The sequence below is a fragment of the Aliikangiella sp. G2MR2-5 genome (genome assembly GCF_015687155.1).
Taxonomy (GTDB): domain Bacteria; phylum Pseudomonadota; class Gammaproteobacteria; order Enterobacterales; family Kangiellaceae; genus Aliikangiella.
The window spans coordinates 273,430-291,245 of sequence record NZ_JADPQF010000001.1 but is presented as its reverse complement, the minus strand read 5'-3'; the positions used below and the strand labels follow the sequence as shown (position 1 = coordinate 291,245).

Annotated in this window: 15 protein-coding genes; 2 read left to right on the top strand and 13 right to left on the bottom strand. The window is 41.9% G+C overall.

Features of this window, described 5'->3' with window-relative positions; translation table 11 throughout:
• Positions 1-200: 200 nt before the first annotated feature.
• Together IYN84_RS01220 and IYN84_RS01215 are read right to left on the bottom strand one after the other, a co-directional pair.
• Positions 201-2,204, bottom strand: coding sequence for a methyl-accepting chemotaxis protein (locus IYN84_RS01220; RefSeq protein WP_196137352.1), 2,004 nt, complete (start codon positions 2,202-2,204; stop codon positions 201-203).
• Between the two features lie 163 nt (positions 2,205-2,367).
• A complete protein-coding gene (locus IYN84_RS01215) occupies positions 2,368-3,468 on the bottom strand; it encodes a DUF3524 domain-containing protein (RefSeq protein ID WP_210330253.1) in 1,101 nt (366 codons plus the stop codon).
• Between the two features lie 276 nt (positions 3,469-3,744).
• Here IYN84_RS01215 and IYN84_RS01210 point away from each other — a divergent pair, with 276 nt between their 5' ends.
• Positions 3,745-4,866, top strand: a complete 1,122-nt coding sequence (locus IYN84_RS01210) for an OmpA family protein (protein WP_196137350.1) — start codon at positions 3,745-3,747, stop codon at positions 4,864-4,866.
• A 51-nt stretch (positions 4,867-4,917) separates the two neighbouring features.
• Positions 4,918-5,745, top strand: coding sequence for a mechanosensitive ion channel family protein (locus IYN84_RS01205; RefSeq protein ID WP_196137349.1), 828 nt, complete (start codon positions 4,918-4,920; stop codon positions 5,743-5,745).
• A gap of 61 nt (positions 5,746-5,806) precedes the next feature.
• Here IYN84_RS01205 and IYN84_RS01200 read toward each other — a convergent pair whose 3' ends face one another.
• The 11 genes from IYN84_RS01200 to flhF all read right to left on the bottom strand — a co-directional run bounded on the left by IYN84_RS01200 (position 5,807) and on the right by flhF (position 17,801).
• Entirely contained in the window at positions 5,807-7,186 is a 1,380-nt protein-coding gene (locus IYN84_RS01200; protein WP_196137348.1) for a chemotaxis protein CheW, read from the bottom strand.
• Positions 7,187-7,196: 10 nt separating this feature from the next.
• A complete protein-coding gene (locus IYN84_RS01195; RefSeq protein ID WP_196137347.1) occupies positions 7,197-7,982 on the bottom strand; it encodes a ParA family protein in 786 nt (261 codons plus the stop codon).
• A gap of 75 nt (positions 7,983-8,057) precedes the next feature.
• On the bottom strand, positions 8,058-9,038 hold the full coding sequence (gene motD / locus IYN84_RS01190) for a flagellar motor protein MotD (protein WP_196137346.1): 981 nt from the start codon (positions 9,036-9,038) through the stop codon (positions 8,058-8,060).
• A 4-nt stretch (positions 9,039-9,042) separates the two neighbouring features.
• Complete coding sequence (locus tag IYN84_RS01185; protein ID WP_196137345.1) at positions 9,043-9,786, bottom strand: flagellar motor protein; 744 nt, start codon at positions 9,784-9,786, stop codon at positions 9,043-9,045.
• Positions 9,787-9,793: 7 nt separating this feature from the next.
• Positions 9,794-10,882 (bottom strand): chemotaxis response regulator protein-glutamate methylesterase, encoded by a 1,089-nt coding sequence (locus IYN84_RS01180; RefSeq protein WP_196137344.1) that lies wholly within the window; start codon positions 10,880-10,882, stop codon positions 9,794-9,796.
• 36 nt (positions 10,883-10,918) lie between these two features.
• On the bottom strand, positions 10,919-13,234 hold the full coding sequence (locus IYN84_RS01175) for a chemotaxis protein CheA (RefSeq protein ID WP_196137343.1): 2,316 nt from the start codon (positions 13,232-13,234) through the stop codon (positions 10,919-10,921).
• 10 nt (positions 13,235-13,244) lie between these two features.
• On the bottom strand, positions 13,245-13,994 hold the full coding sequence (locus tag IYN84_RS01170; RefSeq protein ID WP_210330252.1) for a protein phosphatase CheZ: 750 nt from the start codon (positions 13,992-13,994) through the stop codon (positions 13,245-13,247).
• A 29-nt stretch (positions 13,995-14,023) separates the two neighbouring features.
• The gene (cheY, locus tag IYN84_RS01165; protein ID WP_196137342.1) at positions 14,024-14,410 is read right to left on the bottom strand and encodes a chemotaxis response regulator CheY; all 387 of its coding nucleotides are present in this window, start codon (positions 14,408-14,410) and stop codon (positions 14,024-14,026) included.
• Positions 14,411-14,483: 73 nt separating this feature from the next.
• Positions 14,484-15,200, bottom strand: coding sequence for an RNA polymerase sigma factor FliA (locus IYN84_RS01160; RefSeq protein ID WP_196137341.1), 717 nt, complete (start codon positions 15,198-15,200; stop codon positions 14,484-14,486).
• Positions 15,201-15,276: 76 nt separating this feature from the next.
• The gene (locus IYN84_RS01155) at positions 15,277-16,122 is read right to left on the bottom strand and encodes a MinD/ParA family protein (protein WP_210330250.1); all 846 of its coding nucleotides are present in this window, start codon (positions 16,120-16,122) and stop codon (positions 15,277-15,279) included.
• 122 nt (positions 16,123-16,244) lie between these two features.
• Positions 16,245-17,801 carry a flagellar biosynthesis protein FlhF gene (gene flhF / locus IYN84_RS01150; protein ID WP_196137340.1) on the bottom strand — a complete coding sequence of 519 codons (1,557 nt, stop codon included), beginning with the start codon at positions 17,799-17,801 and terminating at the stop codon, positions 16,245-16,247.
• Between the last annotated feature and the right edge of the window lie 15 nt (positions 17,802-17,816).

The following is a 17,816-nucleotide window of genomic DNA, read 5'->3' as shown; positions in this document are numbered from 1 at the left end:
TCGTGCGCTAATAATAAACAATACAAAAAAGGGGCAGAATTGTACCCTATTTTAAAGCGGTTTGGCGACAATTGTTAGTTAAGCAACCATAAAGAAGTTCGGTTCAACAAATTATTAGTCGAAAAATAGTGGCAGTAGCTGTCAGAGGAGAGAAAAGGCTTATATTTCAAGTAATTATAAGCCTATCTATATCATTATTGCTATATTTTGAATCTACCTACCAGCTCAGCAAGCTTTTCAACGTCCCGATTCTGTTGCTCTACTCCGGTATGAACCTGGGTCATAAAACTAACAGTATCTTCAGACATTTGCCTTATTCCGGCAGCTCTTTGAGTGATTTCTTCGGATGCTTTAGCTTGTTCCCCGGTAGAGCTAGCGATCTCTGTTGATTGCTTCTTAATCTCAGTAATAGCCTGAGTGATGCGATCCAGTACTGACTGAACCTGGACCGTTTTTTCTACCCCCTGTTCAGCATGAGACGTTCCTTTTTGCATTGCCTCTACCGCATCCCTCGCATTATTTTGAAGTCCTTCAATAATTTTATGAATTGACTCAGTTGACTCCTGAGTGCGACTAGCAAGTGAGCGAACCTCATCTGCGACGACAGCAAAGCCGCGTCCTTGATCGCCCGCTCGGGCAGCTTCAATAGCAGCATTTAAGGCAAGCAAATTAGTTTGCTCGGCAATACTCTTAATGACTTCCAATACTTCACCAATTTTGGAAGAATCATTATTCAATTTGTTAACTACCTCGGCTGCTTCTTTTACTGTATTTGCCAGAGTTTCGATACTGTCAGATGCTTCATGAACAACAACTGCTCCCTTGCTGATCTGCTCCTCGGCTTCATCAGCCGAACTGGAGGCCACATCAGAATTAACTGAGACACCATTGACCGAATAACTGAGTTCTTCAGCCGCAGTTGCCACCATATCAATCGAACTTCTCTGTTCTTCAGCTTTGTGACGACTTTGTTTACTAAGCTCTGCAACATGTACAGCACTCTCAATAACTTCATCAACAGTCGCTTTATTTAGCTTGATTAGCTCGTGTATTCGTTCGATAAAATAGTTGAACTGCTCGGCAAACTCTCCAACCTCATTTTGGCTCTCAATTTCAATTCGCTGAGTCAGATCGCCTTCACCATGAGCAACATCATAGATTGCATTTACCAGCTTTTTGAGAGGTTGTACGATTTTCAAGCTCACCAACCAGATAGTGGTGCCGACAAGTAGCAAAATTATCACGACAGCAAAAATAGATGACCAAACACTATCATTGATAGGTCCAGAAATCACTTCATCGGAAATAAGGATTCCTGCAGCCCAGTCAACATATGGTGCCTCCAATGAAATACTATCAAATGCCGCAATATAATCCTCATTATTCCAGGTAACCTGAATTATTCCATTGGCTTGTCCCGCAATCATTTGCTTTAACCGTGCAAAACCGCTTGCATGATTGAGACTGGAATCAACCTGTCCCAGATCTGAGTCTGGTTTCACAACTTCCTTGTCCGCCGGGAATAATATGATTCGTCCATCCCTGTTTACCATAAAGGGTAAGCCTTTACCTTGATACTTTAACTGGGAAGCGATCGCTTTTTCCAACGTAGAAAGAAGAATATCTGTTCCAGCGATTCCTATCAGTTCTCCTTTTTCGTTGTAAACTGTTTTTTTAACCGAAGACACAATCGTCTTATCAACATAATCTTCTTCTGGCTGAGTTATAAATAAACGGTTTTTCTTTACCGCTTCTCCCCACCATGGTCGCTTGGTGGCGTAATAGGATCCATCTCCATAGTAACGTCCATTAGTACTATCAAAATACTCGCCAGTCGCAGCACTAGCAAAAAATACAGCTTTGGTATTTGCATCTCTTTGCGCCAGATTTTTAAACAGCTGTAATATTTTAGGGAAGTCAGGATCTGCAGATAAGTCCTTTTGCCGTTCTCGATAATTATCAAACCACGAAGTCAGCTGCGGGGAAGCCGTCATTGTTTCAACAACCTGTCCGTGTCCTTTAATAAAAGACTCTATTTCCAGAGTTTGTAATGACAGCGTTTTAATGAGCCCTTCCTCGACCCTCTCACGAGTACCGTTTGCTCCATTGCGGATGTAAATGGCTGCAATAATAATTAAGATCAGTGCTAAGGCGGCAGTCAGATAGGTGGTTAGTTCAGTTCTGATAGATTTAAATTGAATCATTTATCGATTATCTCTTCATTATTCGCTTTCGCTAGTTCAGACCTCCTGTCAGCAAGTTTCCCCTTTTCTAACCTCTGAAGTTTTTCAGAAGTATTTCGCGAAAGTAATTTTCTTGATTAAATAACAATATCCCTTTTGAATATAGAAGATAAATCTCAGATTCTCAAACTCGTGTTTCGCTTGTATTTCCTAATAAATCAATGATTTGTTTACGATACTGCGGAATGATATTCGACGTAAGATATTGGCTCACATCAACTTCAGGTAGCTGGTTATGATTTAACAGGCTGACCAGCAGGCTAAAAAGCTGTTCCGCCTCATCGATACCTTCACCAAGCTTATACCTCAGGCTATCAGGCACATATTCCGGATAGGCAACCCTGTCCGGTACAACCGGGGTCGCCCCACAATGAATAGCTTCAAGAGTACTTAGCCCCTGAAAGTCATGCAGTGCAGTCGAAACAACAATATCTGATTGGCTAAGACATTTCCAATAGACCGCTTTGGGCTGATATCCCCAGTTTAATATTTCATCTTTAAGTCGTTCTCTTGCCTTTTCAAAACACTCTGGTTGCTTCCTGAAAGATTGTCCCAGAATATTTAACCTAAATTTATATCCTGCAGACTTCAACCGAGTTAAAGCTTCAAAAAAAACTTCAGGCTGCTTATCATACTCCCAACGATGATTCCACAAAATGACTGGCATTGGAGCTCTTTTTTCCTTAGCATTTTCTGGCTGCGACTCTATTGGAACCGGTAGTACAAAACTCTTACTCTCAATTAGCTCTACCAGATTATCGGGCACCTCATCCGGCATTTTCTTTAAGAAGTTTCTTACCCCGCTCAGTGAAGTAGCAAGATTATAGGCTGAATTGAAAATAACTCTGTCAGCACAAACTAAAGTATATATATTAGTAAGCTGGATATTTATCATTTCAGACTGATGAGCTGTTACCGGATAGTCAAATTGATTCTCGTGGCAATATACAAGATTAGGAATACTGGCTAACTTTGGCACCATTCCTCGTAGCGACACCAGGTCCACCATCGAAGTAACAATAAGAAGGTCATAATCTCTGGAAAGTATATCGGCAAACTTTTTGGCAAAAGTAAGACTATTTCCTCTTACTCGCCATTGAAAATAGCGATCAGGGAGAGCGAGTTGAGTCCACTCGAACTCAGGTAAGTTCTTTGCCAATAATTCGCGCCAATACTTGTGGCTTACTGCGTCATAACCAGACAGCAGTAGAATCTTCATATTCATTTAACTTGCATTTTTCGTATCAAACAAAACTTATCCATAAAATATACTGCCAAGCCATGGCTACCACAAGGCAAATAAAACAAGAAATAGCTGTTCCCTATTAACGAAATATCTAATAGCTTGTTCGACCAGTATACAACTCGTATAATTCACCTGGATTATAGAGCTGCATTGCAAGAGAAAGTCTACTCAATACTTTCCGAAAAGTTCTTGTCAAGCTACAACATCTGTGAAGTTAAAAGAGAACAATAAGCACACAATTACGAGGGATTAACCGTGAAACTATTCAAGTACCTAATTATTTCTGCGTTGTCATTTAGTACGCTGAATGCAAATGCCAGCGATAATGAATCATCAGGCCTTCTGGTATCTGTTGGATATGGCAAGTATGCCTTTGACAATACAATTGATCTTTTAGAAGAAGAAGATCTCATCTTAGGCTTGGGTTATCAGATAAATGACCACTGGTCGATTGAGCTGGATTATACTAAATTGGATGCACAATCCTACTCGTTGGTAGACACTGAAGTTGAGTTCGGGTCAATATTTGGCGAATATCGCTTTGACAAAAAGGGTGATAACAGCTGGTACTTACGAATGGGCCTTGGGAGCTACGAAAGTGTGCCAGCGACAATGGATGACTCTGCACTAAAACTTGGCTTTGGGTATGACATAGCACTAAATAATAAGGCTTCTTTTGTACTAGGCACTGACGCTCATTTCATTGATGAGATGTCTGATATGAATGTTGTCGGTTATTTGGGTTTCAAATATCTCTTTGGTGGTTCTTCTGCCAGTCGAAGTCAATCTCCAAAAAAAGCACCGCCGGTTCCGTCCAAACATAAAGACAGCGATAATGATGGTATTTCAGACATGCAAGACAAGTGTCCGACCACCCCTGCAGGTGTGAAAGTTGATGCCAGTGGCTGTGAACTGGATTCGGATAAAGACGGAGTAAAAGACTCGCAAGATCAATGTGCAAATACGCCAGCCGGAGCTAAAGTCGATGACAAAGGCTGTCGCAAAATGCTGACAGAAAATGTTTCGATTACTTTAAATGTTAAGTTTGCAAATAACAGTGATGTAATTGGGGATGAATACGCAAATGAAATAGGCCGCGTTGCATCTTTTATGCGTAGCTATCCCGACACATCGGTGGTCATCGAAGGGCATACTGACTCTCGTGGAGCAGCTACCTACAATCAGCAGCTATCACAAAAGCGTGCCGATGCAGTTCGTCAATTTCTGATTAGCAGGTTTGATATTGACGCATCCAGAGTAAAGTCTATAGGTATGGGCGAGGCAAAACCAGTCGCGACTAACGATACAGCTGAAGGTCGAGCAGCTAATCGCCGGGTACAAGCAGAAATAAAGACCACCGTCACTAAAGCTCAATAAAGTATGACAAAAAGGCCTGTTACTACAGGCCTTTTTGTCCTGGAGAAAAAAATGGAATTGTCACAAGAGTCAATACAACAAATTATAGATAACTATGTTATTCCTTACGGCCTGAATTTTTTATTTGCACTCATCATTTTTATCATCGGTAAATGGGTTGTTAATGCCTTTACCAAGTTAACCAAAAGCCTCATGAAAAAAGCGAGTGTCGATAAAATCCTAATCGACTTTATTTCTGGGATTGTTCATAGCCTGCTACTTCTTTTTGTTATTGTGGCAGCGTTAGGACAACTTGGAGTTGATACTACGTCCCTGGTTGCTCTAATCGGTGCAGCAGGCTTGGCTGTTGGTCTGTCATTACAAAGTTCGCTGCAAAATTTTGCTGCGGGAGTAATGCTAATTGTTTTTCGACCATTCAAAAATGGAGATTTTGTAGATGTTGCAGGTATTGCAGGAGTAGTAGAAAAAATCACTATTTTTACGACTCAGTTGAGAACAGGTGACAACAAGCAAATGATCGTACCTAATGGAAAAATTTATGGCGATGTCATCACTAATTATTCAGCCAAAGAAACCAGGCGAGTTGACATGATCTTTGGTATTGGCTACGACGATGATATCAAAAAAGCCAAAACAGTTTTATTGGACGTATTGGAGAAAGATGATCGGATATTGAAAGATCCTGCCCCCTTGGTTGCTGTTTCCGAACTTGCAGATTCGTCGATAAATTTTGTAGTCCGTCCGTGGGTTAATTCCTCCGACTACTGGAGCGTTTTTTATGACACTCATGAAAATGTAAAGCTGGCATTTGACGACGCAAACATTTCCATCCCATACCCTCAAATGGATGTTCATCTGGATAAGTTGCAAGAAAGTTAATGATAGTAGCAGAGCCTTTGTAATTCAAAGGTTCTGCTTTCCTCCCTACAAAATATTAAAACTAGTCAACAATGGTTTCAGCCAACATGTTGATAAGCTCATCCACTTCAATAAGCGCACTCATATAATCGACAACCATACCTGCAAACCAGGGTCGCCTGGAAGACCTTTCTGACCAACGAATATCATTCTCTGTCAGGTTCTTGGCATCACCAACAGAGTTGCAGGCTAAAGCCCAATTTGAGTCGTCCAGCAGTATCAAGTATTCGTAGTTCATTTCACTCGAAGGCTTGGAGGATTGCTCCGGCATCAAGAATCGCTGAGTATCAACAACCATTAAATTACCTCTGTCATTTGGAACCAATCCAATAAACCAATCGGGTGTTCCGACTAAGGGTGTAATATCCTCCCCGGAAATTTTTACGATTCCACCCAGTTTGAGGAGAGGAACAGCGAGAGGCATTTTTCCTACTTTGAAAATTAAAGTCTGGAAAACATTTGGTAGAATCTTCTTTAATTTTTGAGGAGCGCGCTGCTGAAACGTTGCTTCAGCAGCCTTGGCAGATATTTCGGTTTTAGAAACTTCATCAGAAACGGTGTGTACTTTTCCTTTGCTTCCTGAGTCACTTTTAAGTTCAGTTTCAGGAATATTCACTGCCGGTTGAGAGGCAGCTGAAATTCTCGCAAGTAGTCTTTCTACTCCTGCAAGCCGTTCATCCTTGTGTGGCAAATATTCATCAACAATTTTATTAATTTGACTTGACTCAGCCTCAACATGATTAGTTCTTACAATCTTTTCATGATTACTCACATTTAAATTAAAACTTTCTTTTTGAATACTTTCATCGATATTACTCTTAATGACATCATCACCCCTTGATAATTGATTCTCTATTTCACTAGTAAGAACAGCATCCCATTTCTTTGCCTCTTCTTCTTCAGCTTCCAAGCTAAAATCGTTTGCCTGATGGTGTATCTTGTTATCATTTTCCAAGTTCAGCTCTGAGTATTTCTCATGGTTTTCTCTACCTTCGGAACTAAACTGAGTACGCGGCTTTTTAATCAAATTCTCTTCAGTAGCCTTATCCGATTCATTATTCAACTCCTTAGCTGGTTCCGTTGTAAAGTCCGAGGTATATTCTTCACTCTCAATCGAACTTCGCTCTGAATGCTCTTTAATATTATTTTTCGAAGATGTACTTTCACCATCTTCGCCACCATTTTTGTTAGCGCTTAAAGATTTCTTCGAACTTTCTTCTTTGGGCTTTTCGATAGTTATTAGTTTTGGAATTTCAGAAGCATTCTTTTCGCTACTACTCGAGGCTTCCAATGATTTTTTTGCGTGTATGGGGGTTACGTTAGAACGATCTGTCAGTAGAAAATCGACATACTCTTCCAGAAGCGATTGCTCTTGTGAAACTGGCGGTTTATTTAATTTCATGGCACTTTGCTTACGCTACTTTATGGTCTTTAGATAGCGCCACCAGGGTGTCTGCCAATTTGTAATAGGCCTGTACACCGTGTGTTTCAGGATAGGCATTACTTGGAGTTTGATGCTGTCTTGATGCATCTCTGAACTTTGTGTCAACTGGAATCACTTTTTCCCACAGGTGAATTCCAAATTCATCTCTCATATTTCTAAGCGCTTGTATTGAGGCTTTGGTTCTCCTATCAAACATCGTTGGAACAATAGTATACCCTATCGTATGATGCTGAGCTTTAATCACCATATTTAATGTATTCATCATACGTTCCAAACCTTTAAGCGCTAAAAACTCAGTTTGCACAGGAATCACCAGTTGCTGACAAGCAGCCAGGGCATTAATCAGTAAGACCCCCAGGACAGGAGGGCAGTCTATTAGCACGAAATCAAACTCATTTACCATTAGTTTAAGAACTCGCGAAAATATCAGTCCCATACCTTCTCTTCCAGAAAATCGCTTGTCTAAAGTAGCAAGACTCAAAGAAGCAGGCATAAGACTAATATTTTTCTCGTCAAGCCGAATCAACATATCCACTGCTTGAACTGTTGATGTTGGTGTTTCAGAAAACCAGTTAAACAAGTTTACTTTTAGCTTCTCACTGTCAAAACCAAAGTAAGCAGTAAGCGACGCATGAGGATCGCTATCTATCATTAATACTCTATATCCCCTTTCAGATAGAATGCCCGCAAGTGCGGCAACCGTAGTGGTTTTACCTACACCTCCTTTCTGATTTGCGACAGTCCAAACTTTCAATTTATTTACCTTTATTATTTACCGACAGTCGCCACTTGATAACGATATCGAGTAAAATATCAAACCAATTGTGAGTTAGTTTTCACTCTCCGCAGAGTCATTATTCTTACTAGCATCTGCATTATCTTTTTTATCTTCCGGCAAGTCCTTGCCGCGGATCAAAATTCCGCCTCCGGGAAGCCGAATGACTTTAAACTCGGGCTCTACATCCTTTTGCGGCTTCTCTTGCGTTTTTTCTTCCGCCGAAGGCTCTACCTTCGGCTCCTCATCAACTTTGTCAACCCTCTGCTTTCTTGAAATTGATATCACTACACGACGATTTTTAGCTCGGCCTTCAGGCGTATCGTTACTTGCAACAGGCTGGAACTGTCCGTGACCTTCAACACTCATTCGAGAAGGCTGCACTCCCATATTTTGCAATTTCCGTACCACAGCAACTCCTCGGGCACTCGATAGTTCCCAATTCGATGGAAAACGTTCAGTATCAATGGGTATATTATCGGTATGTCCGTGGACCAATATCATTTGTAAATTGCTATTTAGATGTTTAGATACTTCTTCCATCAATGGACCTGCATTGTCATTAAGATCATCACTTCCTGATGGGAATAACAGACCGCTACGCAAATTAATATTAATCCAGTTTTCATCGCTGGTTATATCCGCCAGTTCCTGTTCGATTAAGTCTCCCAAAGATTCGCGCAAGCCATTCTCGAGTTCTTTAAACTCTTCAGTTGATGCATAGTTTTCAGTTTGTTTTTCACCTGACTCAACTTTTTCTGCTTCAATTTCGGGTCGCTCTTCATTATTGTCGGATACCAGAGCTTCAGATCGGTTAACTTCTCCAATCTGGATAGGTTTCATACTCTTTACCGGAGTATCAAAAGCTTGAACTAATGATTCTGAAAGTATTTTATATTTGGTTTCATTGACTTGTGAAATAGAATACATCACAACAAAGAAGGCAAAAAGAAGGGTGATGAAATCAGCATAAGAAATCAGCCAGCGGCTTGTATCCTGCTCTTCATCCATAAGGTTAGGTTTATTACGACGCATGATTTCACCGCGCAAGATAGCCGCTCAGCTTTCCTTCAATAACTCTTGGGTTTTCTCCTTCTGCAATGCAGGCAATACCTTCAATTATCATCTCGCGATATTGAGACTGTTCTTCGATTACCGCTCTTAATTTATGATAAACCGGAATAAAAAACAGATTCGCAAATCCAACACCGTAGATAGTCGCAACAAATGCTGTCGCAATTCCTGCGCCCAACAATTCAGGATTACTCAAGTTACCCATCACATGAATCAGTCCTAAAACAGCTCCTACGATACCAAGCGTCGGAGAGTATCCTCCCATTGACTCAAAAACTTTTGCGGCTTTCAAAAGTTCTTTGTCGAGAACATCCAGTTCGACATACATTGCCTTGCGGATTGCGTCGGAATCATTTCCATCCACCAGCATATTTAATCCTTTCAAAATAAAAGGCTCTAGTGAGTCGTCGATGTTCTTTTCCAACCCTAGCAAGCCTTCTCTTCGAGCCAGGTTACTCCATGCTGCTACTCTGGTAATCCCCTGTTCTACTGGCTGTGTAGGTGGAACAAATGCCCACACGGAAATTTTCATGGCATTGAAAAATGTTTGACTATGTGATTGCACCATTACCGCTCCGGCACTTCCGCCTACAACGATAACAAAAGCAGCCCAGTCTAAAAGGGCATCAATACTTCCGCCTTCGAGAAGTTGACCACCAAAGATAGCGGCAATTGCAATTATTATTCCCAGGAAGGTTAATCTATCCATAGCATTCCTATTGCAATAGCGCTCTTGAGAATTGTTCAATCGGTAGCTGACTATCCGTAAGGCCAGCTTTGGTGATTGACATTGGCATGCCATAGACAACGCAAGTCGCTTCATCTTGTGCCCAGATAGTACCGCCTTTTGCTTTTATCAATCGCCCACCTTCAGTACCATCAGCCCCCATTCCAGTGAGTACAATCGCCAATATTTTTCCTCCAAAAATTTTTGATGCTGAACCAAATGTTACATCCACTGATGGTGCGAAAGGGATACGGGCATCAGTTGGACGGATTCGAATTCTTGGACTAGAGGTTCCTTCAAAGACCATTTGCTTCCCACCTGGAGCGATATAAACAGTTCCTCTTTCCAGTCGCATACCATCTTGCGCTTCTACAACATTTAAATTACAAAGCGAGTTCATACGTGTCGCAAATGCCCCGGTAAAAGTGCCCGGCATGTGCTGCGTTACGGTGATTGGAAAAGGGTAATTTGAAGGTAAAGGAGACAAAACCTTTTGCAGAGCGACCGGTCCACCCGTCGAAGCGCCTATTACAATTAGCTTTGTATCCGGTTTTATTTTTGAAACTCCACGACTTGGGGGGATCGCTGGTTTTGCTTCGGGTCGTGAGGTTGGAGATGTTGTTTTCTTAGGCTCTGGCTTTTGTGCAGTGGGTTTAGCCGGCTGCAACATCTTAAAGCTTTTTGCTCTTCCTAATTCTCTAATTTTCTTTTGCAGTTGAACAACCAGTCCACTGCTGTCTGACGATAAAGATTCATAAGACTTGAGTAGAAAATCCGTAGCTCCTGCATCCAGTGCATCTAAAGTTATCTTCGCATTTTCATAGGTGAGAGAAGACAACATTAGCACGCGCGCATTGCAAACCTTGACAATTTGTTTCAATGCAGTAACACCATCCATCACCGGCATTTCAACATCAAGAGTAATTACATCAGGTTGCAGCTTTTCGGCTTTTTGTATCGCTTCTTGTCCATTGTTGGCGATTCCCACCACTTCAATATCGTGAGCGGAATGCAAAATCGACCCCACCCTTCTACAAAAGAATTGTGAGTCATCGACTATTAATACTTTAATTGGCATTCACGACTCCAATAAAAAGCGCTATTCAGTTCCAGTTTAACCAGCATAATGTTTTAGTAGACTAGGAATATCGATTATCAAAGCGATACCACCATCACTAGTAATAGTTGCTCCAGCCATTCCTGGTGTGCCCTGAAGAGATTTACCTAACGGTTTTATAACAACTTCTTCCTGTCCAATTAAAGAATCAACTACAAATCCTACCCTTTGAGTTCCTACTTGAACGAGCACTACATGACCTTCTTTTTGTCGTTCCCCATACATTCCATGTTTTGAGAGCCATTCGCCCAGATAGAAAAGAGGAAGAGCCTTGTCACGTACAACAATCACTAGCTGCCCATCGACAATATTAGTTTTGGTTAAATCCAGATGAAAAATTTCATTTACAGAAGTTAATGGCAATGCAAAAGACTGTTCTTTTACTTTCACCATAAGTGTTGGCAGAATAGCAAGTGTAAGGGGAACTTTTATTGAAATTTTCGTCCCAACACCTATCGTCGAATCAATAGATAAAGAGCCATTCAGCTGAGTAATTTTAGTTTTTACAACATCCATTCCAACGCCACGACCTGAAATATCAGAAATCTCCTGCTTGGTTGAAAAGCCAGCCATAAATATCAGGTTATAACATTCTTGTGGAGTTAGCCGATCTGCAGCGTCCTTATCCATCAGCCCTTTTGAAACAGCAATATTCCTGAGAAGATCGGCATCCATTCCTTTACCGTCATCTTGTATTGCCAGGAGAATATGGTCACCCTCTTGAGCAGCAGACAAAATAATTTTCCCGGAGCGAGGCTTACCGGCAGCGACGCGGTCTTCCGGAGACTCTATTCCGTGATCAACAGAGTTTCTGACAAGGTGAACCAAAGGATCGGCTAATGCCTCTACCAGGTTTTTATCCAGATCAGTTTCCTCACCAACCATTTCCAGGTTTATCTCCTTTTTGAGACTCCTCGCGAGATCTCTTACAACTCGCGGAAACCTGCCGAATACTTTCTTGATGGGCTGCATTCGAGTTTTCATTACCGCTCCCTGAAGGTCGCCGGTAACTATGTCGAGGTTAGCAATTGCCTTGGTTAAATCTTCATCCTGGTTAGATTGCCCTAAAGTAATTAGTCGGTTACGGGCAAGCACCAGTTCACCAACCATATTCATGATATCGTCAAGACGTTTTGTATCAACTCTAACGGTTGCTTCTGTAACGTTTGCAGGTGCGTTTTTCTTGGGGATCGGTTTCTTCGCAGCGACAGGAGCAGCCTGTGTCGGTTTAACTGGCTCTTCAGTTGCTTTCTGACTAGCTGGTTTTGCCGTTGCTTTTGATTGGGGTGCTTCTTGACTTTTGCCTGATGAGGCTGAAGTATCTTCTTCGGTCTTGTCAGTCTTTTCCGCTAGCGATGGGCCTTTTCCTGTACCGTGAAGTTGATCGAGCAGAGCTTCAAATTCATCATCATTGATTAGGTCGTCATCTTTGCTCTCTTGTGGAGACTTAGCCGATGAATCCTCGCCTTTAATATTTTCGGTAGTAACAGCACCACCCTTACCATGAAGTTCATCCAGCAACGCCTCAAACTCTTCATCTGTTATATCGTCACTTTCTGGTTTAATCGGTTCGGATTTATTGTTGGCTGTTGCTTCTTTCTTGCCGTCCTGGGTAGTTCCTGAAAACTTTCCTTCTCCATGGAGTTCATCCAGCAGCGCTTCAAATTCTTCATCTGTAATATCATCGCTTGCAGTATTCGATGTTTCAGCTTTTGCCTTCTTGGAACCATCGTCTTTTGAACTAAGCTCATCAAGTAGCGCATCAAACTCTTCATCCGTTATTTCGTCAGACTCAGCAGTTTTGCCTGGTTCATCTGACTCATCAAATAACACTATATCGTCAGCAGTCGCAGCATGACTAGCGCCAGATTCCGTCCCAGCTGTTTCTGTAGGTTGCGCTACCTCCTTGGCTGAGTCGGCAGAATCAGCAACAGCATAGGTTTCTAGTACTTTAAGAAATTCAGGGGCTGCTGCCGTTGGATACTGTCCGCTTCTGACCTCTTCAAACATGTCATTGATGATATCCAGAGCCTTTAGTATCTGGTCCATCAAATCAGCATCGGCAGTTCTTTCTCCATTACGAAGAATGTCAAATATGTTTTCGGTGATATGACATATTTCTACCAATGGTTCGAGTGCGAGGAAACCTGCGCCACCTTTAACAGTATGAAATCCTCTAAATATGCCATTAAGAAGATCCATATCTCCAGGCTCATTTTCCAGGGCGACTAACTGCTCAGACATTGTTTCGAGGATTTCTCCCGCCTCGATTAAAAAGTCTTGTAGGATTTCCTCATCGGCTTCAAACGACATTCATTCACCCCTAAAAGCCCAAACTCGAAAGCAAGTCGTCTACTTCATCCTGACCACTAACTACATCATTCCTTTTATCCTTATTAACAATAGGACCTTCGCTGCCTTTGGGTTGAAGAATTTTTCCTTTGGCGGCCTGGTAACGATCGATACTACCAAACATTTTTATTACATTGACCATACTCTCTTCTACATCATGAACAAGAGTAATAACCTGTCTGATCACTTGTCCGGTTAGATCTTGATAGTCTTGTGCAAGTAACACATCAGAAAGCTCCGAATTGAGCTTTTCCGCTGAGTTCTTATTCTTTTCCAGATGAGACTCGATTCTTTTACATAATTTACGAAAATCCCCGGGCGCTAACTCTCGACGATACAATTTTTGCCACTCGCTTAACAGCTCTTGTGAATCTTTAGCAATAACATCAGCCAACTGGTTACAATGTTCGACCTTATCCATAGTTTTGTTTGCGGCTTCTTCGGTACGTTCTATTACATAATTTAGCCGGTCTTTTGCATCTGGAATTTCAGAAGCAGCAATATCTGTTATCCGTGTATCTAATCTGAATGAGTTTAAAGCCTCGTGTAAGCGACGAGTCAATTTTCCAATTTCGACAAAAAGATCTTCATCACCATTACCTGAAAGTGCTTCAATTTTATCTTGTGCACTTTGGATTTCTTCATTTTCTAGATCGCTTAGTAAAGCCCGAGTAAGCTCAATTGTTTGCTGGAGCTGCTCTTTATCCGAAAGCTTCATCATATGATTTCCTTTTTGAAACCGAGAACCGACTAACCGTCGATTCGCTCAAAGATTTTGCCTAGCTTTTCATTCAGAGTCGCAGCGGTGAAAGGTTTAACTATATACCCATTAACTCCTGCTTGTGCCGCTTCAATAATTTGCTCGCGTTTAGACTCTGCGGTCACCATTAACACTGGAATAGATTTCAGTTTTTCATCCGCACGAACCGCCTTGAGCAGATCAATGCCTTGCATTCCGGGCATGTTCCAGTCGGTGATCAGGAAATCAAAATTACCGGTCTGAAGCATCGGTAACGCAGTGTTTCCATCATCAGCTTCATGAGTATTTGTAAACCCTAAGTCTCGTAATAGATTCTTGATTATTCGACGCATCGTCGAAAAATCATCTACTACCAGGATTTTCATGTTTTTGTCCAAGGTAAATCTCCGTTCGGAATTTTCAATAATTTAATAATAATAATGAGTTACACTTAAATTTAGTCAAGAAACCTTATTTCTTCCAATCTTTTAATCGGGATTGCAATCGTAGCATTGCCTGACTGTTTATTTGACTGACTCGTGATTCACTCACCCCTAAAACCTCGCCTATTTCCTTTAAGTTGAGTTCTTCATCATAATAAAGCGCTAGAACCAGTTTTTCCCGTTCGGGTAAAGACGAGATAGCACCAGCTAGAGAATTTCTAAAGTCTTCCTTTTGCAGTCTTTCGTGCGGGGTCATGGAGCTATCAGATAACCCCTGACTAAAATAGTCCTCAGTCACACCGAGACCTTCAAAGTCCATCATATGACCACTATTAACTTCCATAAGCATCTGTCGATAATCTTCAACTGCTACGCCGATTCGCTCGGCAACTTCCGTATCCCTTGCATCACGCCCGGTTTCCTGCTCTATTTCACTAATAGCCGCTGCAATCGCACGAGAATTCTTGTGTACAGAACGCGGAACCCAGTCTCCTCTTCTAATTTCATCGATCATTGCTCCACGAATACGAATACCCGCAAATGTTTCAAAACTGGCACCTTTGCTCGCATCAAAATTGGATTTTGCTTCAAGAAGGCCAAGCATTCCTGCTTGTAGCAAATCTTCGAACTGTACACTAGAAGGTAGCCGCGCCATCAAATGATGAGCAATACGCTTTACCAGTGGCGCATACCTTTCAGCAAAATTATCTTGCTGGATCTGACTGTATGTATCTGCTCCTGTCACTTCGCTCTGTTTCCTATGCTTTACAGCCCTTTTTTAAAATCAGTATCAATATATGACATACCTGAACCACACTTGACTAACTCGCTCCTGATACAAGCCGCTCCATAAAAAATTCTATGTGCCCACTGGCATCTCTTGGAGGAGGCCACTGTTGAACTTTTTTTGCCAGACTTTTTATTGCAATCGATGCGGGACTCCGAGGAAACGCTTCGACTAAGGCCTTCTGCTTTTTTACAGCTTTGCGGACATTCTCATCTGATGGAATTGAGCCCAGGTAGTCCAAAGTAACATCTAGAAATCGATTACAAACACCACTCAGTTTTGCAAATAGTTCTCGACCTTCCTGGCTCGTGTGAACCATGTTGGCTAGTACATGAAATTTACCGATGCGATGGTCTCTGTTAAGCACCTTCATCAGGGCATATGCATCGGTTATAGAAGTAGGCTCATCACACACCACCGTGAGCACATCCTGTGCTGCTCTGGTAAAACTTACCACCATATCAGTGATTCCCGCCGCAGTGTCCACGATTAGAAAATCCAGATTTTGCCCGATATCACTAAATGCCTGAATAATACCTGCGTGCTCTCTGGCCGATAATTCAGCCATATTTTGAGTACCGGAAGACGCCGGAACAATTTGCAATCCATGAGGTCCATGCACAACAATGTCCTTTAATTCACAATCGCCTCTCAATACGTGAGAAAGGTTTCTTTCGCTTTTCAGACCTAACATTACATCGACATTCGCCAACCCCAGGTCTGCATCGAGTAACATCACTTTATGGCCCAGCTGAGACAAGGCAACAGACAGGTTGACCGAAACATTTGTTTTTCCAACCCCACCTTTACCACCTGTGACCGCTATAACCTTGACGGGCTTTCCAGAGGAATTTTGAGCAATATCAATAACCTGGTTCAAATAGAGCCTCTCATTTATAGTTTTCTAGCATGCTGCAAAGCACAATTTCAAGCCTACCTGTCGCTCTTATTAAGCATAGAACATTTTGAGCCTATTGCGATTAAGTTTAGCCACCAATTGAGCTAAGCAGAGCGCAACTTGCGAAAGTTCTGAGCCAGACTCCAATCATCAGTTTGTTTCGAGTACTTGTTACCCAGCCAAACAGCTTTTGAAACCAAATGATGGCTACGGGCTACGCGAATATCTTCCGGAACCCTTTGTCCGTCAGTCGTATAGGCAACCGGCATTCTTTTCGACATAACGCTAGTTAGAACCTCTCCTAATGAGGTTGCTTCATCAAGCTTGGTAACAATGACCTGTTGCGGCTTAAATCGAGAAAAGAGCTCAAACGACTTTTCAATCGCAGCCTGCTGACAGGACGCAGATATCAGTAAAACCCGATTAATTGCCACAGAAGATTCCAGAAGAGAGGAAAGTTGACTAAATATTGCGGGATCACGAGAACTCACACCCGCTGTATCAATTAGTATTAGTTTTTTGTTCGCATTTCGCTTTATCAAATTATTCAGATTATGTCGCTCAGACACTTTAGCTGTCGGAATTTTTAAAATTTTTCCAAATGTCGCCAACTGCTCGAAAGCGCCTATTCGGTAATTATCTGTCGTTATCAAGGCAACGGAGTCAGGACCATGCTTAATAATAAAACGAGCCGCCAGCTTCGCAATAGTGGTTGTTTTTCCGACTCCGGTAGGTCCCATCAAAGCATATACTCCACCATTCTCAAGTAACGCATCTTCTGTCACTGGAATAGATTTGGAAAGAACAGCAAGAACTTGTTGCCACACACACTCGGTATCCATCTCTCCCAATGTTGAAACTTTTGAAAGAATCGTATCGATAATTTCATTTGAAAGTCCCAGTCGAGTCAGGCGACGAATAATCATCGCGCTGACAGGATTTTTTTCAGCATATCGTCCCCAGTTAATACTGTTTAGCTGTTCAGACATCATACTACGCATCATCCCCAGCTCTTCCCTCATTGCTTGAAGGCTCGGATCCATAGACCATTCAATTTTTGAAGCTTTTTCAAATCCTGGTAAATAAGAATTTCTCAATCCCTGCGCCTGATCATCCTGACCATTTCCTAATAACTCGCGTGCCTGATTTTGAATTGCCTCCCCGTGGCCCTCGAAATGACCTTGAGCGTAGTTCATTGGCTCCTTTCTGGCGGTAGAGTTTTTGCTTACTGATTGCTGAACCAGTTTTTCCAATCCTGCTGAAAAACCAGAGAAATTTTGCGCTTCATCAAGTTTCAGGTCATTTGCGAATGGATTTGTTTGCTGCTCATCTTTTTCAAGAACAACGTTTCGGTAATCACTCCTTTCAAGCGGCTTTTTCACTAAATCTTCATTTATCGATTGTGAGCTTTGGTAGGTGACTTCCTGCGTAGATATATCGACAGAAGAATTTGTGTGAGGTTGCTCTCGATCAGGGTTAGCGCTCTTCGGCTTACTGCTTTTCTGCGGCATTAACGACTCATCGTAATCCAGTGCCGCAATAATTTCGACTCCGCCAGGCACTTTTTTATTGGAAAGAATCGCGGCATCTTCACCAAAAACTTCTGTGACTTCTCTTAAAGCGACTCGAACATTTTTACCGTAGAAACGTCTGATTTTCATTGTCATCTCACATTA